General features: G+C 66.9%; 20 protein-coding genes. 3 read left to right on the top strand and 17 right to left on the bottom strand.

Translation table 11 applies throughout. The features are described 5' to 3' along the window. Positions 1-55: 55 nt before the first annotated feature. From flgJ to flgB, 9 genes are all read right to left on the bottom strand, one after another. On the bottom strand, positions 56-1099 hold the full coding sequence (gene flgJ, locus AKI39_RS10590; protein WP_066635372.1) for a flagellar assembly peptidoglycan hydrolase FlgJ: 1044 nt from the start codon (positions 1097-1099) through the stop codon (positions 56-58). Between the two features lie 3 nt (positions 1100-1102). Then, positions 1103-2236, bottom strand: coding sequence for a flagellar basal body P-ring protein FlgI (locus AKI39_RS10585; protein ID WP_066635369.1), 1134 nt, complete (start codon positions 2234-2236; stop codon positions 1103-1105). 134 nt (positions 2237-2370) lie between these two features. Continuing rightward, entirely contained in the window at positions 2371-3057 is a 687-nt protein-coding gene (locus tag AKI39_RS10580) for a flagellar basal body L-ring protein FlgH (RefSeq protein WP_145925241.1), read from the bottom strand. Between the two features lie 11 nt (positions 3058-3068). Then, positions 3069-3854, bottom strand: a complete 786-nt coding sequence (gene flgG / locus AKI39_RS10575) for a flagellar basal-body rod protein FlgG (RefSeq protein ID WP_066635363.1) — start codon at positions 3852-3854, stop codon at positions 3069-3071. A 61-nt stretch (positions 3855-3915) separates the two neighbouring features. Continuing rightward, positions 3916-4674 (bottom strand): flagellar basal body rod protein FlgF, encoded by a 759-nt coding sequence (locus AKI39_RS10570; protein ID WP_066635361.1) that lies wholly within the window; start codon positions 4672-4674, stop codon positions 3916-3918. Positions 4675-4713: 39 nt separating this feature from the next. After that, the gene (gene flgE / locus AKI39_RS10565) at positions 4714-5976 is read right to left on the bottom strand and encodes a flagellar hook protein FlgE (protein WP_066635358.1); all 1263 of its coding nucleotides are present in this window, start codon (positions 5974-5976) and stop codon (positions 4714-4716) included. A 78-nt stretch (positions 5977-6054) separates the two neighbouring features. Next, a complete protein-coding gene (locus AKI39_RS10560) occupies positions 6055-6756 on the bottom strand; it encodes a flagellar hook capping FlgD N-terminal domain-containing protein (RefSeq protein ID WP_066635355.1) in 702 nt (233 codons plus the stop codon). A gap of 41 nt (positions 6757-6797) precedes the next feature. Beyond that, positions 6798-7214 (bottom strand): flagellar basal body rod protein FlgC, encoded by a 417-nt coding sequence (gene flgC, locus AKI39_RS10555; RefSeq protein WP_066635352.1) that lies wholly within the window; start codon positions 7212-7214, stop codon positions 6798-6800. A 19-nt stretch (positions 7215-7233) separates the two neighbouring features. Next, complete coding sequence (flgB, locus tag AKI39_RS10550; protein WP_066635350.1) at positions 7234-7641, bottom strand: flagellar basal body rod protein FlgB; 408 nt, start codon at positions 7639-7641, stop codon at positions 7234-7236. A 280-nt stretch (positions 7642-7921) separates the two neighbouring features. On the opposite strand from flgB, the gene flgA reads away from it, so the two are divergent. The 3 genes from flgA to AKI39_RS10535 all read left to right on the top strand — a co-directional run bounded on the left by flgA (position 7922) and on the right by AKI39_RS10535 (position 9620). Next, positions 7922-8635, top strand: a complete 714-nt coding sequence (gene flgA / locus AKI39_RS10545; protein ID WP_066635343.1) for a flagellar basal body P-ring formation chaperone FlgA — start codon at positions 7922-7924, stop codon at positions 8633-8635. A 189-nt stretch (positions 8636-8824) separates the two neighbouring features. Further along, positions 8825-9118 (top strand): flagellar biosynthesis anti-sigma factor FlgM, encoded by a 294-nt coding sequence (flgM, locus tag AKI39_RS10540; RefSeq protein WP_066635340.1) that lies wholly within the window; start codon positions 8825-8827, stop codon positions 9116-9118. A 34-nt stretch (positions 9119-9152) separates the two neighbouring features. Further along, complete coding sequence (locus AKI39_RS10535) at positions 9153-9620, top strand: flagella synthesis protein FlgN (protein WP_066635337.1); 468 nt, start codon at positions 9153-9155, stop codon at positions 9618-9620. Between the two features lie 392 nt (positions 9621-10012). On the opposite strand, the gene flhF is transcribed toward AKI39_RS10535, so the two are convergent. From flhF to AKI39_RS10495, 8 genes are all read right to left on the bottom strand, one after another. Beyond that, positions 10013-12679 carry a flagellar biosynthesis protein FlhF gene (gene flhF / locus AKI39_RS10530; RefSeq protein WP_066635334.1) on the bottom strand — a complete coding sequence of 889 codons (2667 nt, stop codon included), beginning with the start codon at positions 12677-12679 and terminating at the stop codon, positions 10013-10015. Further along, positions 12676-14790 (bottom strand): flagellar biosynthesis protein FlhA, encoded by a 2115-nt coding sequence (gene flhA / locus AKI39_RS10525; RefSeq protein WP_066635332.1) that lies wholly within the window; start codon positions 14788-14790, stop codon positions 12676-12678. The genes flhF and flhA overlap by 4 nt, the downstream gene beginning before the upstream one ends. A gap of 3 nt (positions 14791-14793) precedes the next feature. Next, a complete protein-coding gene (gene flhB, locus AKI39_RS10520; protein ID WP_066635329.1) occupies positions 14794-15957 on the bottom strand; it encodes a flagellar biosynthesis protein FlhB in 1164 nt (387 codons plus the stop codon). A 451-nt stretch (positions 15958-16408) separates the two neighbouring features. Further along, on the bottom strand, positions 16409-17050 hold the full coding sequence (gene cheZ / locus AKI39_RS10515) for a protein phosphatase CheZ (RefSeq protein WP_066635326.1): 642 nt from the start codon (positions 17048-17050) through the stop codon (positions 16409-16411). Between the two features lie 8 nt (positions 17051-17058). After that, on the bottom strand, positions 17059-17448 hold the full coding sequence (gene cheY, locus AKI39_RS10510) for a chemotaxis response regulator CheY (RefSeq protein ID WP_066635323.1): 390 nt from the start codon (positions 17446-17448) through the stop codon (positions 17059-17061). Between the two features lie 52 nt (positions 17449-17500). Next, positions 17501-18556: a protein-glutamate methylesterase/protein-glutamine glutaminase gene (locus tag AKI39_RS10505; protein ID WP_066635321.1), complete on the bottom strand. Its 1056-nt coding sequence runs from the start codon at positions 18554-18556 to the stop codon at positions 17501-17503. Positions 18557-18578: 22 nt separating this feature from the next. Next, positions 18579-19430: a CheR family methyltransferase gene (locus AKI39_RS10500; protein WP_066635308.1), complete on the bottom strand. Its 852-nt coding sequence runs from the start codon at positions 19428-19430 to the stop codon at positions 18579-18581. Between the two features lie 14 nt (positions 19431-19444). Continuing rightward, the gene (locus AKI39_RS10495) at positions 19445-21124 is read right to left on the bottom strand and encodes a methyl-accepting chemotaxis protein (RefSeq protein WP_066642706.1); all 1680 of its coding nucleotides are present in this window, start codon (positions 21122-21124) and stop codon (positions 19445-19447) included. Position 21125: the final 1 nt, after the last annotated feature.

Here is a 21125-nt window from a genome sequence, read left to right as displayed (position 1 = left end):
CGAAACTTAATGAAATCCAAGGTGATCCTCGGGCTGCCACGCGCACAGGCCCGCCCTAGGGATCTCCCGCGCCTTCGAAATCCGACCCCAATAACTCCACCTTGCCGTCGAAGGCCGCGCCATCCAGGCCCCTGCCCCGGCTCGCCGCGCCCTGCAACTGGCCCATGATGCCGATCAGCTTGTCGGCGTAGCGCGGGTCCGTGGCATAGCCTGCCGCCTGGATGCGCCGCGCCGCCTCGATTTCGTCGCGGGCGTCCGCCACCGCGTCGTAGCGCGGGTTGCCGCCGAGCAGGCGGGCGTAGTCGGCGAAGGACTCCTCGTACGAGTTGTAGGCCCGGAACGCCTGCATGACCTTGCGTGGCGCGCCGTTTTCGTATTCGGTGGTCAGCACGTTGACGGTCTTGCCCTTCCAGCTGTCGCCCGCCTTGATGCCGAACAGGTTGTAGCTGGTGCGGCCGTCCGGATAGCGGATCTCGCGCTGGCCCCAGCCGGATTCCAGCGCCGCCTGGCCCAGGATGAGCCGGGCCGGCACGCCGCTCTGGCGTTCCGCGGCCTTGGCCGCCGGCGCCATCTGCGCCACGAAATCGACCACATGGTCGGGCGCGCCTTCGGCGGCCGCCAGGGCCCGGTCGGAGGCCCCGCCGCGGCGCATCACCCGCAAGAGCGCCGCGACCTCGGGATTGGACGTGCCGGAGGTGATCGTGCGCGAGGCCAGGTCCAAGGGCTTCATGGCCTGGGTGCCGTCCTGGGCGCCGTCTTGCGCCGCGTCGCCGGCCCCGGGCTGGTTGGCCTGCATCTGCTTCAACAGGGACTGCGCCAGGCCGATGCCCGGGTTGGCCAGCTGCAGCGCCAACTGCTCGTCCGCCATCGACTGCACCATTTGCGACTCGTTGGAGTCCAACAGGCCGCTTTTCATGGTGGCCTGCCGCATCTGCTTGAGCAGCATCTGGATATAGACGGCTTCGAACTGGCGCGCGACCTCGGCCTGCTTCTGCGCGGAGGCCGGGCCGCTGGTCACGTCGTGGTGCAGGCTGGACAGCGAGCCGAAATCGAAGATCGACGGCTGGCCGGCCGGGGTCGGGGATGAGCCGAGCGCCATGGCTTAAATAATCTCCAGCTCGGCGCGCAGCGCACCGGCGGTCTGCATGGCCTGCAGGATGGCCAGCAGGTCTTGCGGCGTGGCGCCCAGGGCGTTCAGCGCGCGCACCACGTCGGCCAGGTTGGCGCTGGTGCGCACGTGCTGCAGCGATCCGTTTTCCTGGCGCACGTCGATCTGGGTGTTCGGCACCACGACGGTCTGTCCGCCGCCGAAGGGCGTATTGGGCTGCGATACCGCATTGGTCTGGTTGACTACCACCGACAGGTTCCCATGGGCCACGGCGGACTCTTCCAGCATGACGGTGCGGTTCATCACCACCGAACCGGTACGGGCATTCACGATGACCTTGGCCGCAGCCGGCGCGCGCGTGACCTGCAGGTTCTCCAGTTGGGAGATGAAGCCGGCCTGGGCGGCGGGCTCCGTTGGCGCCTGCACACGCACCGTGCGGCCGTCGACCACCTGGGCCACGCTGCCGCCGAAGTGCCGGTTCAAGGCGGCCGCGACGTTCTGCGCGGTGCCGAAATCCAGCTCGTTCAGCTCCAGGAACATATTGCCGTTGCGCGCGAAGGTGGTCGGCACGCCGCGCTCGACGAGCGCGCCGTTGCTGATCCGCCCGCCGTTCAGCTGGTTGATCTGCACGCTGGAACCGCCGGCCGAGGCGCCCGCGCCCCCCACCAGGATGTTGCCCTGCGCCAGCGCGTAGACCTGTCCGTCCGCGCCCTTCATGGGCGTCAGCAACAGCGTCCCCCCGCGCAGGCTCTTGGCGTTGCCCATGGAGGACACCACGACGTCGAAGGTCTGCCCGGGCCGCGAGAAGGCCGGCAGGTTCATGGTGACCATGACGGCGGCCACGTTCTTCAACTGCATATTGCTGTTGTTGGGCATGGTCACGCCCAGCTGCGACAGCATATTCGTCACGCTCTGCTGCGTGAACGGCGCCTGGCGCACCTGGTCGCCGGTGCCATCCAGGCCCACGACCAGGCCATAGCCGATGAGCTGGTTGCCGCGCACGCCCTGGATGGTGGCCAGGTCCTTCAGGCGTTCGGCATGCGCGGCGCCGGCTGTCAGCAGCACGGCCGCCAGCAGCAGGCCCGCCAGGCGGCGGATCCGGATGGGATAGGCAAGGAAGTACGTCATATCAGCATGGCTCCGCACCGCGTGAAACCGGCGTGGCCCGATCGGGGACGCGGCGGATCCGGCTTTGCCGGTCCGCCAGCGTCGCCCCCTTGAGGGGGAAGCGCGCAGCGCTTCGGGGGTGGGTTCAACTCTCATCAGAATGGGTTGGCGATCAGGAAGAAGCGCTGCAGCCAACCCATCGTCTGGACCTCGTCCATCACGCCCTTGCTGCGGTATTCGATGCGGGCATCGGCCACCTGGGTGGAGGACACGGTGTTCAGCCCGGTCACGGAACGCGGGTCCACCACGCCGGAAAAGCGGATGTATTCGCTGCCGCGGTTGATGGCGATCTGCTTTTCGCCTGCGACCTGCAGGTTGCCATTGGGCAGCACACCGACCACCGTGGTGGTCAGCACGCCCGTGAAGGTGTTGTTGGCGCTGCTGTCGCCCGCGCCCTTGTTCACGTTGCTGCCCGACGTGTTGGTGTCCAGCTTGGCGTTGAACCAGCTGCTCATGAAGCCCGGCGACGCGGCGATGGAGTTGTCGGTCGCGGAGGTCCGGGTGGTATTGGTCGCCACGTTCTTGGCGGCGGCGGTTCTTTCTTCCAGCACGACGGTGACGACGTCGCCCACGTTGCGCGGCCGGCGATCCTCGAACAGCGGATAGTTTCCGTAGACGGTCGGCTGGTAGATGGAGCCGTCCGGCGCGGGCGCCGGTACAGACGGTGCCGGCGGCATGGCCGTGGTCGGGCCCAGCACGACGGGTTCGGGGGGCACCAGCGAGCAGCCCGCCAGTCCGGCCGTCACAACCACAACGCCACAAAAGAAACGCGCGCCGCGCATGGAATGCCTCATCAAAGCTGGGTCAGGCGGGCGAGCATCTGGTCGGATGTCTCGACCGCCTTGCTGTTCATTTCGTAGGCGCGTTGGGTGGTGATCATGTTCACCAGCTCCTCGGCGACGTTCACGTTCGATGTTTCGACGTACTGCTGCAGGATGCTGCCCAGGCCGTCGACCGTCGGCTGCCCGATGTTGGGCGCGCCGGAGGCATCCGTTTCCAGGTACAGGTTATCGCCAACGGACTGCAGGCCGTTGGGATTGATGAAATTGGCCAGCTGCAATTGGCCGATCTGCACATTGGTGCCCGGCGCGGCCGGCTGAGTGACCGAGACGGTGCCGTCCTTGCCGATGGTCAGCGACAGCGCGTTGTTGGGGACATTGATGGGCGGCTGGATCACCAGGCCGCCGGCCGTCGTCAGCTGGCCGTTCTGGTCCACCTGCAGGGCGCCGTCGCGCGTATAGGCGTCGGTGCCGTCGGGCAGCTGGACGTTCAGGAAGCCCTGCCCCTGGATGGCGATGTCCATGGGGTCGCTGGTGTTCGTCAGGTTCCCTTCCGTATGCAGGCGCTCCGTGGCCGCCACGCGCGTACCCGTGCCCAGCTGCAGGCCGGAGGGCAGCTGGTTGGCGTCGCCCACCTGGGCACCGGGCTGGCGCAGGGTCTGGTACATCAGGTCCTGGAACACGGCGCGGCCGCGCTTGAAGCCGTTGGTGTTGACGTTGGCCAGGTTGTTGGAAATCACGTCCAGCGAAGTCTGCTGCCCTTCCAGGCCGGTCTTGGCGATCCAGAGCGAACGTAGCATGGTGTTTAAGGCTCCTGGGTGCGCGGCGCGGCCGCGTCACGATAAATACGTACTGGGGAAATCAACTCAGCGAAAGCAAGGAGTTGGCCTTGTCTTCGTTCGTCTGCGCGTCGCGGATGACCTGCATCTGCATTTCGAAGCGGCGCGAATTCTCGATCATGCCGACCATGGACGAAGCGGCATTGGCATTGCTGCCCTCCAGCACGCCGGGCATGACGCGCAGCGTGGGATCGGCGGGCATGGCCGGCGCGGGCTGGCCGTTGGCCGCCACGCGGCGGAACACGCCGTCATCGCCATGCACCAGCGAGGCCAACGGCGGGCTGACCAGCTTGATCGTGCCCAGGTTGAGGATGGTGTTGGGCGGATCGCCGGCACCGATGGCGGTGATGGTGCCGTCCGTGGCGATGGTCAGCGTCGCGTTGGGCGGCACATCGATGGGGCCGTTCTGGTTGGACAGCACCGGCATGCCCTGGGCGGTCTGCAGCAGGCCGTTGACGCCGACCTGCAGGTCGCCCGCGCGGGTATAGGCTTCGCCTTGCGGCGTCTGCACCGCGATCCAGCCGTCGCCGGTCACGGCGATGTCCAGGTCGCGGCCGGTCGCGTCCATCACGCCGGGCGTGAAATCGTTGCGCGGGGTGGCCGCGACGGTCGAAACCCGGGTCGGCAGGCTGATCCCGTCGTTGACGGGGACCGAGCGGTACATCGACATCTGCGCCCGGAAACCCGGCGTGTTGACGTTCGCCATGTTGTTGGTCAGGACGGACTGCTGTTCGTTGATGCGGACAGCGCCGTTCATGGCGGTGTAAATGACTCGGTCCATGCGTTCCTTATCCTGCCTGGGCTTCGGTTACCGTCGCGTTTACTGGATGGCCAGCAGCGATTGCAGCACCTGGTCCTGGGTCTTGATCGTGTTCGTGTTCGCCTGGTAGGTACGCTGCGCCACGATCATGTTGACCAGTTCCGTGCTGAGGTTGACGTTGGATGCCTCCACCGCCTGACCCTGCAGGTTCGCCAGGCCATTGGTGCCCGGCTGGCCCAGCACGGCCTGGCCGGATTCGGACGTCTCGCTCCAGTTGTTGTCGCCGATGGGCTGCAGGCCGTTCACGTTGTTGAAGTTGGCCAGGGCCACGGTACCGACGGTCTGCGTCTTGCCGTTGGTGTAGTTGGCGACGATGCTGCCGTCCTTGCCGAAGGTGATATTGGTGAACTCGCCGGTGGTGTTGCCGTCCGGCGTGAAGTCCGCCGAGAAGTCACCGCCGAACTGCGTAGAGCCGGTGTAGTCCATGGCGATGGCCAGCGGCGCAGCGGGCGAGCCCGTACCGCCAGGGGTCGGGAAGGAAAGGTTCACCGTCGGCGCACTGGTCAGGCGTCCCGACGTATCGAAGGTCATCTGCGTCGCGCCGCCCCAGGGCACCGGAGGTACGGCGGCCGGGTCAGGTGGCGTGGTGGGGCTCATGGCCGAGCCGTCCAGTGTGTAATACACGTCGTAGACGCTGGTGGTCGCCGGCGGCCCACCCGTACCGGCGCGCTTGGCGAAGTACGTCGTCAACTGGTGCGAATTGCCCAGCGAGTCGTACACCGTCATCGGCTGCGAATCCGTATACGTCGCTGTGTTCGCCGGGTCGAAGGCGGTCGTGGCGGGGATCACGGCGGCGTTGGCGTTCAGGTTGGTCGTAAAGCCCGAGCGCGTCGTCGCGGCCGGCGCGATGTTCGCCGTGGGCAGCGTGAGCGGCACGGGCGCGGTACCCACGCCGCCGGGGCCATAGCCGGTCAGCTGTTGTCCTGCCGCATTGACGATGTTGTTGTTCTTGTCGATGCCGAACTGGCCGTTGCGCGTGTACGAGATCGAGCCGCTGGCGTCGACCAGGCGGAAGAAGCCGTTCGAGCCGTCGATGGCCAGGTCGTACTGCCCGCCGGTGGACGTTACGTTGCCCACGGTGAAGCGTTGGTCGATGGAAGCGACCTTCACGCCCAGGCCGACCCGCGACGTGGCGTAGATGTCCGCGAAGGTGGCCGTCGCGGACTTGAAGCCCACGGTGTTCGCGTTGGCGATGTTGTTGCCGATCACGTCCAGATTCTGCGACGCGGCATCCAAGCCGCTAAGTCCTTGTCCGAAACCCATGCGTTCTCTCGCTTGTTCAGAATGTTGATGGAAGCCGGAAGACCGGCCCTAAGCGGCCGCCAGGCCGCCGCGTGTCTATCAGGAGCCCAACACCTTGCGTACGTCGAGCATGCTCACCTGGCCGGCCAGGCCCAGGTCCAGCCGCACGCCCTGCGTCGAATACGAAACCCCGCCCACCTGGCCGTAGGTCAACGCGTCGGCCGCCACGGCGTTGCCGTTCTGGTCGGTCGCCGCCACGGTGAAGGTGTACTTGCCGTCCGGCATGGTGTTGCCGCTGTCGTCCTTGCCGTCCCAGTTGGGCGCCACGATGCCGGCATCCTGCGCGCCCAGGTCCATGGTGCGCACCACGCGGCCCGTGCTGTCGCTGATCTTGACGACCACGTCATGGGCATCGGCCTGCACGTCCACGCCGACCGGCGTCATGACACGCGTGCCGGTGGCGGCATCGGTGTCCACCTTCAGGGAATTGCCGGGGAACAGCACGTGCTTGCCGATCATGGACACCGCGTCCATGGACTGGCCCAGGTCAACCTGGCTGCTGATGGTCTGCATGACCGACTTCAGGTCCTGGACGCCCTGCACCGTGGAGATCTGCGCCAATTGCGAGGTCAACTGATAGTTGTCCATCGGATTGAGCGGATCCTGGTTGTTCATCTGCGCGACCAGCAGCGTCAGGAACTGGTCCTGCAGCGATTGCGCGCTGGACGCGCTGCCCGAGGAAGCCGCCCCGGCGGCCGCGCCGGTGGGGGTGTTGTTGTTGACGGTGCTGGTGGTGGTCATGCGTAACTCCGGTGTTTGTCCATGGACGCCGCGTGCGAGGCCTATTCGCCGATCGTCAGCGTCTTCAGCATCAGGGTCTTGGCGGTATTCAGCACTTCGATATTGGCCTGGTACGAGCGCGATGCCGAAATCATGTTGACCGTCTCCGCCACCGGATCGACATTGGGCATGGTCACGTAGCCCTGCTTGTCGGCCAGCGGATTGGTGGGGTCGAACAGGCGCTTCATGGGCGCGTTGTCCTGCACGATGCCGGCCACGCGCACGCCACCGATTTCCGCGCCAGCCGTCTGCCCCTGGGAGGGGTTCACCTGGAACACCACCTGGCGCGCCCGATAGGGCTGGCCGTCCGGCCCGACAGCGCTGTCCGCGTTCGCCAGGTTGCTGGCCGCCACGTTCATGCGCTGCGACTGCGCCGTCAGCGCCGACCCCGCGATATCGAAAATGCTCAACAAACCCATGGTCTATCCCGTGTCGGTGTTATTGGGAAATGGCCAACAGCATGTCCTTGATCTTGGCGGTCAGGACGGTGGAGGTACTCTGGTAATGCAGCGTGTTGTCGGCAAAACGCACGCGCTCGCCGTCCATATCGACCGTGTTGCCGTCCAGGGTGGCCTGGTAGGGATTGCGGTAGAGCAGGTCCACGGTGGGCTGGCTGGGCCCCTGCGCGGGAATATGGCGCGACGAGGTCAGCGCCAGGTTCACCGGCGGCAGGTTCAGGCCCGCGCCCATCGCGCCTTCCAGGGCGGAACGAAAATCGAAGTCGCGCGCCTTGTAGCTCGGCGTGTCGGCGTTGGCGATGTTGGCCGACAGGACTTCCTGGCGCTGTGCGCGCAAATCCAGCGATTGCTGGAAAAAGCCTAGATCCTGGCTGAGGCGGTCTATCATCCGGGTCGCATCCCTAATCGTGCGGCGGCCATGCTGCCATCCGTCCCGGCGGATGCCGGGCCCACGCGTCCAGGCCACCCCAAGGCGAAAAGCGCCCGCCCTTTTCCGGAACGGCGCTGCGCGGGGAGACCTTTCGGCACGGAAGGAATCATAGGTGCGGGAAGCCGCCCACAATCATCCAAATAACCGACTATTCGTCCGCCAATTCGGGTATTGATTCCGCCGCCGCGCTTCTACAATTCCTTCCATCATGTTTTCCGGTCCGCCGCGGGATACCCTAATGACCCGACGCCTTCTGTTCCTGGCCCTGGCGCTTGCCGCCCAGGGCGCCCTGCCCGGCGCGGCCCTCGCCCAGGCGCAGGCCGGCGAGCGCACGCAGGATCCGGCCGCCGTCCAGCACGTCGCCCAGGATTACCTGGTGCAGCAGCTGTCGTCCCTGCCGGCCCAGCCCAATATCCAGATCGATGAAGTGCGCACCGACCGGCTGCCCGCCTGCGATGCGCTGACCGCCTACACCACCGGCCCCATGCGGCCGCGCGCGCGCATGAGCGTGGGGGTGCGGTGCACGGCGCCCAAGGCCTGGAACGTCTACGTGCAAGCCACCGTCAGCCTGCCCGGCCAGTACTACGTGGCGGCGCGACCGATCAATGCCGGCGAAACGCTGCGGCAGGAAGACCTGGCGCCGCGCGACGGCGACCTGATCAACCTGCCCCCGGGCGCGATCATCGATCCGCAAAGCGTGATCGGCATGACGGTGGGCTACCGCGTCGGGATGGGGCAACCCATCCGCGCGACCAATCTGCGCAGCGCCGGCTCGGTGCAGCGCGGCCAGATGGTGCGCATCACGGCGCGCGGCGCGGGTTTCGTGGTCAGCAGCGAAGGCCAGGTCATGCAGAACGCCACCCCGGGGTCGACGGTGGAAGTGAAGACCGCGTCCGGCCAGATCGTCAGCGGGATCCTGCAGCCGCAGGGCAACGTCGAAGTGCCGCTGTAACAGCGGCGTTGATGACAAAATGCTGAACGAATGCACACAATTGACCGGTGATGACGCTTTGCGGCCAGTTTCCGGCCTCGCCATCGCGGCCAAGGCTTCCCTAAAGTTCCGGACGAAGCTGCCGTTACAGGGACATAGGCAGGCGCTTCGGCCTGTGCACCCAGGAGCCCGCTCCGCGGGATTTCGACCGTGAAGATCAATTCCTCGACCACCCGGCCATCACCGACCACCGTAGACGCCGGCAATACGCGCGCCGCGCTCGGCCAAGCCTATGGCGGCGTGGCCAGCGGTGGGTCGAGCAGCGCCCAGGTGGACCTGAGCCCGATGTCCCGCAAGCTGGTGGACCTGCAAAGCGGATCCGAAGATATCGACACCGCCAAGGTACAGGCTATCCGCGACGCCATCGCGGCGGGGCAGCTCAAGATCGACCCCAGCAAGATCGCCGATGGCCTGATCGCCAGCGCCAAGGAACTGCTGAAGTAACCGCCTTTTTTCGACACACCCTCTCTTGACCGCCATGAACGCCACGGAAAAACTGCACGAATGTTTGCTGGAAGAAGATGCGTTGGTCGTCGAATTCACCGAGTTGCTGGGCTCCGAAACCGTCGCGCTGACGGAGCGCCAGTCTTTCAACGCCCTGAACGCCATCACGGAGTCGAAGAACGGCATCGCCGTACGCCTGCATGAGCTGAGCGCCCGCCGCGACGCCCTGCTGGCCGAACTGGGTTTCGGGCCGGGGCACCCGGGCACCACGGAAGCCGCCGAACGCTACCCGGATATCGCGGCGATCTGGCGCCAGCTGCTGGACCGTTGCGCGGCCGCGGCCGGCATCAACGACCGCAACGGTGCGCTGATCGACATGCACCTGCGCTATACCGAGGAAGCACTGGATGCGCTGCAGTCCCTGACCAAGCGCTCCAGCCTGTACGAGGCCAACGGACGGTCGCGCCAGGGAAACACGGGCAAAACCATCATCGCTACTTGAAAGGTCCACCCCCGAAGCGCTACGCGCTTCCCCCTCAAGGGGGCGACGCTGGCGGACCGGCGGAGCCGGATCCGCTGCGTCCCCGGTCGGGCGGCACCTGTTTCATACGACGCGGGCTTTGCGTGGGATTGACGTCTGAATGAAACCCACCGCCGAAGCGCTGCGCGCTTGCCCCTCAAGGGCTGTCAATTGGGATGCTGGTACTGTCGCGACTGAAGGCGGTCGACCAAGCCGTCGAAGTCGGCATCGACGGCGTCTAAGCGTGGCGTAGAAGCTTTTTTTCTTGCCCGAGGCCAAGGCAGGAATGGGACGATCTGGACGGCTCCACCAAGGCCTGTTCAAAGCCGCCGGACTATCGAGCCATCAAGAAGAAAGCGAGGGACCGGTTGGTACTAAGCCGCCCCGCCCTCGCCCGCCATCTCGACCATCGCCAGGAATCGCAGCAGTGCCGGCGGCACCAGGCGAGCCGGCAGCTTGCGCTCCGGCCCCATCAGGCTTTGCAGCAGCCGCCGCATGACGGAGGCCGACGGCGCATGCGCCAGCTGCCAGCATGCGGCGCCCAACTGGCCCGCCATCAGCACCTGCCGCAGGGTGGAATCGTCCCCCACCGCGCTGCCGGACAAGGGCTGCCAGGCATGCGACATATAGCGGAACGTGGTCTTGGCGTGATCGTGCAGGACCAGCCAGCGCGCGACCGTCGCCGCATCCGCCTGCGCCACGCCGACATTGGTCAACCCATAGACTTGCTGGATCACCTTGCCGGACGGATCGATCAGCTTGGCGCAGACCAGCCTCACCGGCGTCGCGTCGGCGCCGCGTCCCGCCAGCGTGACTTCCGTGCCGGCGGCCCACAGGCGCAGCGGCACGGCGGCGTCGCCGGCAATGTGGGTCAGGCCCACCATGTCGCCCGCCTCGCCCACCGGCACATAGCCCAGCGTCTTGCCGATGGCCTGCAGGGTCGTCGGCGTTTCGTCCTGCACCACCCGCAGCGCACCGGTGGAACGGGACATCCAGTCCATGCCCTGCGCGGAAAGCGATTGCCAAAGCGCGGCGGTGCCCGCCGCGATCAGGTGTATCACCGGCACCGGCTTGAGCGCCGCCTGCAACCACGCGGCACGCGCCGCCAGGGCGTCCGCCACGTTGGCATGGGTGGCGCCGCCGGCGGCGATACTCGAGACCGTGCCGTGCTGCAGCGCCAGCTGCTGCACGGGCGCGGCCAGCGCCGCGCCGCGATCGCTCATCAGCAGCGAGGACATCAGCGTCCCGCCCGGCATGCCGGGCCCGCTCATGGCCACCTGCCCATGCAGCACCAGCAGGTGCCGGCTGCAGGTTGCCGAGAACTCGGCCCGGACCATGTCCAGCGGCATGTGAACCAGGGATTGGGTGGCCAGCGGCCGCTCGCCGCCGAAGCCGCGCCACAACTCGCGCGCCTGGACACAGGCCGGATCGGTGTTGATCCACGCCAGCGCGGCATCCATGTCCTGCTCGGTTTCCGGGGTGGTGCCCTGCGGCCGCAGCATGGCCGAGGCCAGCAACTGGCGGCGGCGCACGGGATCCATGCCCAGCAGCCCGCCGGCTTCGTCGCGCGACGCCGACCACAACGCCGCCAGGTCGGCCTCGCTGGGCGTGTACAGCGCCGGCCGGCGCAGGCAGGCGAACGCACCATCCACCAGTTCGGCCGCCGTCGGCACGTCCATGTGCTCGGGCACGCGCTGTCCGCGCGATACGTAGTGGATGGGCAGCCGATGGCGAATGGCCGTGTCCAGCGCCGCGGCATAGCGCGACGCCTCGTCGATCTTGGTGATGATGCAGCCGCGCACGTCTTCGTCGGCGCCGTTGCGATAGGCATGCGCGACTTCGTCCAGCGTATCGCCCTGGCTGGCCGCGTTCAGGACCACCAGGCGCTGCACCGGGCGGCCCGCGCCGCACAGCATGGCGGCCTGTTCGGCGACATGCCGGTCGCGCTGGCTGATACCCGTAGTGTCGATCAGGATGATCTTGCGCGAGCCCAGCTCGGCCAGCGTTTCGCGCAGCTGCGCGACGTCCCGCACCGAACGGGTCGGCACGCCCATCAGGCGGCCGTAGATCTGCAGCTGTTCATGCGCGCCGATCCGGAAATTGTCGGTGGTCAGCATGGCGACCTGTTCGCGCCCCACGCGGGCCACGCAGCGCGCGGCCAGCTTGGCCAGCGTGGTCGTCTTGCCCACGCCGGTCGGGCCGACCAGCGCGAAGACGCCGCCGTTGCCCAGAAGCTCGTCTTCGTTGCCGACGACTGGCAGATGATCGATCAGTTCGTTGCGCGCCCAGTTCATGGCCGCCGCCACCGACAGGCGCGGCGGCAGGCGCGACAGCATGGCGCGGATTAGGTTGGCGCTGAAGCCGGCTTCCATGAGAGTGCGGAACAGCGTGGTGGCGACGGGCTCGCGGCTCAGGCCCTTGCCCCACATCAGGCCGTCGATACGCGTTTCCAGCGCGCCGCGCAGGGCGTTGAGCGCCTCGGCCATCTGGCTGGCGTCGGCGGCGGCCGGTCCGGCCGGCTGATACTGGCCGTTTTCCTCGTCCACCAGGGCGAAAGTGCTGTCATCGGCGACATACGCCGGCGTGGCGGGGGCTCGCGGCGAGGGCTCGGCCGCCGGGATGGCGGTGGCCCGGGCCTCGACCGCGGCGGGTTCCGCCGCGCGATGGCCGGCGCTACGCGCCTCGTATGCCCGCGTGTCGGCGATTCTTGCCGGTGCAGCCGGTATGCCGGCGGTCCTTGCCGGCGCGGCCGGTGCATCGAAGGTTCTTGCCGGCGCCGCCGGTGCATCGAACGCCCTCGCCGGCGCGGCCGGTGCATCGAAGGATTTTGCCGTCGCCGCCGCCACGCCGGCGACGGCCGCTTCCGGCTCCTTGAATACGATGCGGCCTTCATCGTCGATGGCCGACGGATCCGTCGCCATGACCTCGACGCCGCCCTCGATGCTGCGGCTGGAAATGATCAGGGCGTCCGGCCCCAGGGCCATGCGCACTTCGCGCATGACCTCGCGGTGCGTGGCACCGAAAAAGCGGGTGATCTTCAAGCGTTACCCCCGATCAGCGCCGTGACGCGCACGATGCGTTCATCCGGAATTTCGGTATTGGCCAGCACGCCCAGTTGCGGAACGTGGTGGCGCAGGAAGCGCGACAGCGCCGGGCGCAACACCGGCGATACCACCAGGACGGGCGCGTTGCCCAGCGCTTCCTGGCGGCTGACGGCCGCGCGCGCTTCGCGCAGCAGCGTATCGGCCAGGCCTGGCTCCAGCACGCCGCTGGTGCCGATGGCCTGGGAAAGCACGCGCTCCAGCTTGACGTCCAGTCCGATGACGCGCACTTCGCCTTCGCCGGGGAACCATTGCTGCGTAATGGCGCGGCCCAGCGCGCGGCGCACCAGCGCGATCAGTTCGCCGACGTCCGGCTGGCCACCGGCGGTGGCATTCATCGCCGACAGGCGCGGCGCGTGTTCGGACATGGTGTCCACGATGGAGCGCATGTCGCGGATCGGGACTTCCTCGGCCAGCAGGCCCTGCAGCACCTTCTGCAGGATGGTCAGCGGCACGGTCTTGGGCACCAAGTCCTCGACCAGCTTGGGCGCTTCGCGGGCGATGCGGTCCAGCAACTGCTGGACTTCCTGGCGGCCCAGCAGCTGCGAGCCGTGGCGATGCATCAGGTGGTTCAGGTGGGTCGCGACCACGGTGCTGGCATCCACCACGGTATAGCCCGCCACCTGGGCCTGGTCGCGCAGCGAGGCATCGATCCAGACGGCCGGCAGGCCGAAGGCCGGATCGGTGGTGGGCGTGCCCTTCAGTTTGATGGTGACGCCGCCCGGGTCGATGGCCAGCCACTGGCCGGGCATGGCCACGCCGCGGCCGACTTCCACCCCGGACAACAGGATGACGTAATCGTTGGGCTTCAGTTCCAGATTGTCCCGGATATGCACCACCGGCGGCAGGAAGCCGACGTCCTGCGCGAACTTCTTGCGCAGGCTGCGCACGCGATGCAGCAGCTCGCCGTTCTGCGAATGATCGACCAGCGGGATCAGGCGGTAACCCACCTCCAGCCCCAGCTGGTCCACCATGGAAACATCTTCCCAGCTGGCCTCGGCCGCCGCGATCTTGGCCTGTTCCTGGGCCGGGGAAGGCCCACGCGTTTTTTCGGCGGCCTCGCGCGTCTGCTTCTTGTGCAGCGCCCAGCCGCCGGCGCCGAACAGGGCCGCCAGCCCCAGGAAAGCGACGTGCGGCATGTTGGGAATCAGCCCCATCACGCCGATGATGGCCGCCGTCAGAAACAGCACGGCGGGATTGGAGAACAGCTGGCCGATCATCTGCTGGCCGATGTCCTGCTCGTTGGACACGCGCGAAACGACCACGCCGGCCGCCGTGGAAATGACCAGCGCGGGGATCTGCGCCACCAGGCCGTCGCCGATGGTCAGCAGCGTGTACACGCGCGCGGAATCGCCGATGGACAGGCTGTGCTGCGCCACGCCGACGATCAGCCCGCCGATGACGTTGATCGACATGATCAGCAGGCCGGCGACGGCGTCGCCCCGCACGAACTTGCTTGCGCCGTCCATGGAGCCGAAGAAATCGGCCTCCTGCGCGACCTCGCTGCGGCGGCGGCGCGCCTCGTCCTCGCGGATCAGGCCCGCGTTCAGGTCGGCGTCGATCGCCATCTGCTTGCCGGGCATGGCGTCCAGGGTGAATCGCGCGCCCACTTCGGCGATCCGGCCCGCGCCCTTGGTGATGACGATGAAGTTGATGATCGTCAGGATCACGAACAGGATGATGCCGATGGCGAAGTTGCCGCCCACCAGGAAGTGGCCGAAGGCCTCGATCACCTTGCCGGCCGCATCCGGGCCGGTATGGCCGTTCAGCAGGACGACGCGAGTCGACGCCACGTTCAGCGACAAGCGCAGCAGCGTGGCGAACAACAGCACGGACGGAAAGGCCGCGAAGTCCAGCGGCTTGCGCGTGAACATGGCGACCAGCAGGATCATGATCGCCAGCGAGATATTGAACGTGAACAGCAGGTCCAGGATGAATGCCGGCAAGGGCAGGATCATCATTCCCAGGACCAATACGATCAACAGCGGGCCCGCGAGCAGTCGCGCCTGCGCCCCACCGTTGTTCTTGAACATGGCGATCAACGCGCCCATTCCTTAAGCTCCTTCAGCGGCCGGGACGGCCGCGCCCGGCGCCTGCGGGTCCATCCCCACGGGCACCGGCAGATTCGTCGGCGGCACCGGCTGCGCCCAGCCCGGCCGCCAGGACCGCAGCTGGAACACCCAGGCAAGCACCTCGGCGACCGCGGTATACAGCGCGGCCGGGATTTCCTGGCCCAGGTCGACGTGGCGATACAGCGCGCGCGCCAGCGGCGGCGCTTCCAGCATCGGCACGCGGTTTTCCTGGGCCACTTCACGGATACGGGCAGCGATCTCGCCCATGCCCTTGGCGACCACCCGGGGCGCCGCCATGTCGCCGTCGCTGTAACGCAGCGCCACGGCATAATGCGTCGGGTTGGTGACGATCACGTCGGCCTTGGGCACCTCGGCCATCATCCGGCGCCGCGCCGCCTGGCGCTGCATCTGCCGGATGCGCGCCTTGATCATGGGATCGCCTTCGCTTTCCTTGAATTCCTGGCGCACGTCTTCCTTGCTCATGCGCAGCTTCTTGCCATGGCTGAAGATCTGCCATGGCACATCCATCGCCGCGATCAGCAGCAGCGAACCGACCACGAAGGCGCAGCACATGCCGGCGATGTTCAGCATCGTGGCCAGGGCCGCCGCCGGCGCGGCGTGCATCAGGCCGATCATGTCGTCGTGGTAGCTCCAGATGGCGGCCGCCGCCACGCTGCCCACCACCAGGGCCTTGCTGATGGCCTTGGTCAGCTCGACCACCGTCTGCCACGAAAACAGGCGGCCGAATCCGGCCAGGGGATCGAGCTTGCCGAAATTGAACTCGAGCGGCTTGCCGGACCACACCAGGCCGCCCAGCGACAGGCCGGCGAATATCCCGGCCACGGCCAGCAGCCCCAGGATGGGCAGCACGGTCAACAGCCCATGCCAGCCGCCGTCGGCGGCGGTCGCCAGCATGATGCTGGTGTCACGCGCCAGGTTGGGGTCGAAGCCCAGCGCGTGCCGCATGATGCCGTCCAGCGCATCGTAGATGTAAGCGCCGCCGCCCCACAGTACACCCACGCCGGTGGCCAGCACCAGAAAGGTGCTCAGCTCCCGGGAACGGGGGACCTGCCCCTCCTCGCGCGCCTTTTCCAGGCGCCGTGGTGAGGCGGCTTCGGTTTTTTCGAGATCGCTTTCTTCGGCCATGCTGAACGCTTATCCGGACGTCGGCCGGGCCTGTGGGCGCTCTCTCGAGAGCCTCCTTGCGGATGAAACAGGCCGGCGATGAAATTTTAGGAAAAGCGCCGAAAAGCGAATCCGCGATCAACCCGGGGAAAGCGGTGCTTTTCGTTCCAAGGAAATTGGGGCCAGCCGAAATCCCCAACGCAGGCATCAGCCCACCCTATCGCCACGCGCACAAAACGCCGCATGAAACGGGTCTGGTCCGACCGGGACGCCGCGGATCCGGCTCCGCCTGTCCGCCAGCGTCGCCCCCTTGAGGGGGGAAGCGCGCAGCGCTTCGGGGGTGGGCTTTCCCCCACCCCCCGTCGCATGAAGCCGGTGCCGCCCAACCCGGGACGCCGCGGATCCGGCTCCGCCGGTCCGCCAGCGTCGCCCCCCTTGAGGGGGGAAGCGCGCAGCGCTTCGGGGGGTGGGTCTAAAACCCCAGGCTGGCCAGGAGGTCGTCGACCTGGTCCTGGCTGGTCACCACGTCGGCCTTGCCGGTGGGGTTGACCTGGGGGCCGTTCAGCAGGGTATTGGCTTCTTCGCGGCGTTCGGTGGGCACGCTGTCGATCAGGACCTGCAGCAGTTCCTTTTCGATCGCGCCGACCACGTCCATCATTTTCATGATGACCTGGCCGGTCAGGTCCTGGAAGTCCTGCGCCATCATGATTTCGAGCAGCTTGGACTGCGTGGCCTGCGTCTGCTTCGGCACATGCTGCAGGAAGGCGCGGGTGTCCTTGACCAGTTCGCGGGCGTCGGCCAGTTCCAGCGGCTGGTCGAACCAGTCACGCCAGCGCGTGTCCAGCGCCTGGGCGCTCTTCGCCATATCGTCCTGGATGGGCTGCGTCTGGTCGATGGCGTTCAGCACCCGGTGCGCCGCCTGTTCGGTCATCTGCGCCACGTAACGCAGGCGGTCGCGCGCGTCCGGAATGGCTTGCGCCGCGTCCTTGATGGCCTGATCCAGGCCCAGTTCCCGCATGCTTTCGCGCAGCATCCGCGTCAGCGACGCGATGCGGTGGATCAGCTCGCCGGGATCGCCATTGGGGCCTTGCGTCGGACTCTGCGTCGTCTCCATGACTTTCCTCAGCCGCCAAGTTTCTCGAAGATCTTCGTCAGTTTTTCTTCCAGCGTGGCCGCCGTGAAGGGCTTGACCACATACCCATTGGCGCCGGCCTGCGCGGCCGCGACGATGTTTTCCTTCTTGGCTTCGGCCGTCACCATCAGCACCGGCAACTTGGCCAGGTTCGCATCGGCGCGGATCTGCTGCAGCATGGACAAGCCGTCCAGGTTGGGCATGTTCCAGTCGGACACGACGAACTGGAACCCGCCGGTGCGCAGCTTCTCCAAGGCCATCTGGCCGTCCTCGGCCTCGTCCACGTTTTCGAACCCCAATTCCTTGAGCAGGTTGCGGACGATGCGACGCATGGTCGGGAAATCGTCAACCACCAAAATCTTCAAATTCTTGTCAACCATCTCATTGACTCCAAAAAATTCAATTGCACGCCGGGACGTTTGTCGCCCGGCATCATACGCGGTGTCCGCGATCGCCGGCATTGGCCAGGATGCGTTCACTCATTGTGTTCAGGGATACCACTTCGTCGGCCGCGCCCAGCGCGATGGCCTCGCGCGGCATGCCGAATACCACGCAGGTGGCCTCGTCCTGCGCCAGCGTGCGCGCGCCGGCCCGCTTCATCTCCAGCAAGCCCGCGGCGCCGTCCTTGCCCATGCCGGTCAGGATGACACCCACCGCGTTGCGGCCGGCCGCCACCGCCACCGAATGGAAAAGCACGTCCACCGAAGGACGGTGGCGGTTCACCGGTTCCGACGGGTCCAGATCCACGACGTAGTTGGCGCCGCTGCGGCCCAGCCGCATGTGGTGCTCGCCGCCGGGCGCCAGGTAGACGTGCCCGGGCAGCACGCGTTCGCCGTGAGTGGCCTCGCGCACCGTCAGGCTGCACAGCGCGTCCAGCCGCTGCGCGAACGAGCGCGTGAAGCCCGCCGGCATGTGCTGGGTGATCAGGATTGCCGGGCTGTCCGGGGGCAGCGGCTGCAGCACGTGGCGGATCGCCTCGGTGCCGCCGGTGGAGGCGCCGATGATCACCAGCTTTTCCGAGCTGGACAAGGGCGAGCGCAGCATCTGCCTGGGCGCTTCGGGCGCCGCCTGCAGCGCCTTGGGCCGGGCCCGCGCGGCGGCGCGCAGTTTATCGGCGATGATCTCGGTATATTCGAGCAGGCCGTCGCGTATGCCCAGCTTGGGCTTGGTGACGAAGTCCACCGCGCCTAGTTCCAGGGCCCGCAGCGTGATCTCCGAACCGCGCTCGGTCAGGGACGACACCATCAGCACCGGCATCGGGCGCAGGCGCATCAGCTTTTCCAGGAAGTCCAGCCCGTCCATGCGCGGCATTTCGACGTCCAGCGTCAGCACGTCCGGATTGTGCTTCTTGATCAGGTCGCGCGCGACCAGGGGATCGGGCGCGGTCGCCACCACCTCCATATCGGGCTGGCTGTTGATGATCTCCGTCATCAGCCCGCGCACCAGCGCCGAATCATCGACGCACAAAACGGTTATTTTTTTCTGCATGTGATTCGCCGACGGGGCGCCGTTACGCTTTCCCCAAGCACTCGTAGACCGTCTGTCCGCGCAAGCGGAAATCGCGGCTGATATAGCTGAAGTTCTCGGAATGGCCCGCGAACAACAAGCCGCCTGGCTTCAACAAGGGTGCGAAACGCTCCAGGATGCGCGCCTGCGTCGGCTTGTCGAAGTAGATCATCACATTGCGGCAGAAGATGGCATCGAACTTCTCCTGGATGGGCCAATCGGGCGCCAGCAGGTTCACGGTATCGAACCTGACCATGCCGGCGACTTCCGGCCGCACCCGCACCTGGCCTGCCGCCGCGCCCTTGCCTTTCAGGAAAAATCGCTTCAGCCGGGCTTCGTCGATCTTGGCCACGCGCTCGAACGGATAGACCGCGCCTCGGGCCCGCTGCAGCACATTGGTATCGATGTCGGTGGCCAGTACGCTGGCCGAGGCGGCGCGCGCGCCCAGCGCCTCCATCAGCGTGATCGCGATGGAATAAGGCTCCTCGCCCGTCGATGCCGCGCAGCACCAGATCGATACCGGCTGCGGCCGCTCGGCCGCGAACTTGGCCAGGATGGGGAAATGGTGGGCCTCGCGGAAGAAGGCCGTCAGGTTGGTGGTCAACGCATTGACGAACTCTTCCCACTCAGGATTCGCCGGGAACGCTTCCAGCCGGTCCAGGTAGCTGGAAAAATCGGCGCCTCCCAGCGTTCGCAGCCGCCTGGCCAGGCGGCTGTAGACCATTTCCCGCTTATGCGTACCCAGCGAAATGCCGGCCCGCTCATGAATCATGCGGCGCACGCGGGAAAAGTCCGCCTCGCGGAACTCGAACTGCCGTTCGACCTGCCCGGATACCGCTGTCGTCGCTGTCGCCACGTGATCCTCTTGCCCTATGCGGCCTGCGCCGTAAGGCGTGGTGCAGCGTGGGGCGCGCCCAGCTCGCGCGCCGGCACGTCGATGACGTGGCCTTCGTTGATCTTGAACACCGATACGGCCTCGGCCAGGCGCTGCGCCTGCTCCTGCAGCGAACCGGCCGCCGCGGCGGCTTCTTCCACCAGCGCCGCGTTCTGCTGCGTCACCTCGTCCATCTGCGACACCGCACGATTCACCTGGTCGATGCCGGTGGACTGCTCTTCGGACGCCGCCGAGATCTCGCCCATGATGTCGGTCACCCGCTTGACCGAGGCCACGATCTCCTGCATCGTCGCCCCCGCCCGCTCGACCTGCTGCGAACCCGCGCCCACCTTCGTCACCGAGTCCTCGATCAGCGCCTTGATTTCCTTGGCCGCCTGCGCGCTGCGCTGTGCCAGCGAGCGCACTTCGCCCGCCACCACCGCGAAGCCCTTGCCCTGCTCGCCCGCGCGCGCCGCTTCCACCGCCGCGTTCAGCGCCAGGATGTTGGTCTGGAACGCAATCCCGTCGATCACGCTGACGATCTCCGAGATCTTGCGCGAGCTGCCCGAGATCCCTTGCATCGTGTTGACCACTTCCGCCACCGCCGAACCGCCGCGCTCGGCCACGTCCGAGGCGCTGGCCGCCAGCTGGTTGGCCTGGCGCGCGTTCTCCGCGTTCTGCTTCACCGTCGAGGCCAGTTCTTCCATCGACGCCGCCGTCTCTTCCAGCGACGCCGCCTGCTGCTCCGTGCGGCTGGACAAGTCGGTATTGCCCGCGGAGATCTCGCGTGAACCCACGTTGATTTCGTCCACCCCGCGGCGCACCGCCGACACCGTGCGCGTCAGGCTTTCCTGCATGCGCTTCATCGCGGCGTACAAGGCACCGATTTCGTTGTTTGAACCGGCTGCCACCGTTTCAGTCAGGTCGCCGCCGGCGATACGATCGAAATGCCGCACGGCATCGGCCAGCGGCTGGACCACGCGCCTGCGCAGGAACATATAGGTCGCCAGCACCAGCAACAGCGCGATGACACCACCCGCGGCAACGGCGGCCAACACCAGGTTGTAGCGCTGTTGCGTCTGCTCGAAGGCCGCGCCCGTGGTGCGCGTGTGCCATGCCAGGTACTGTCCAATCGCCAGGTTCAGCCTGTCCTCCATGACGTCGGACACCATCTGCGCATGGGTCTGGTAGGCCGGCATATCGGCCTTGGCCAGGTCGTCGAACATCACCTTCAGCCCCTGACCCATCAAGGCGATGAAAGCCTCGTCGATTTCCTTGAATTCCTGTTCCAGTCCCGGCGGCCTGGGCAGGGCCTGGTATTTCTTGAAGTCGGCCTGCGCCTTGTCATAGGAGATGCGTGCGAAGTCCAGCAGGGGCTTGGCCGAGTCGCTCAATCCGGCTGCCGGGACGGCGGGCTGGCCCACCTGCTTGATGACTTCGTTCAGGTGCAGCGCGGCGGCGCGACCCAGGCCGATCATGGCGCTCTTGTAGTCGCCCACCACGTCCTGCAGCGCATTGCCGATGGCCTGGCTGCGGCGCATGTCCTGCATGGTGGCATCGCCCACCCGCAGCGACAGCACGCCCAGCGCGGCGCCCAGGACCAGCATCAGCGAGAAAAAGACCAGCACCCAGAGCAGGCTCGCGCGTATCGTCATGTTGGCAAAAAACCTGCGCATC

Source organism: Bordetella sp. H567 (assembly GCF_001704295.1).
Classification (GTDB): Bacteria; Pseudomonadota; Gammaproteobacteria; order Burkholderiales; family Burkholderiaceae_B; genus Bordetella_C.
The sequence above is the reverse complement of the archived record's forward strand: the minus strand, read 5'-3'. Positions and strand labels throughout refer to the sequence as shown.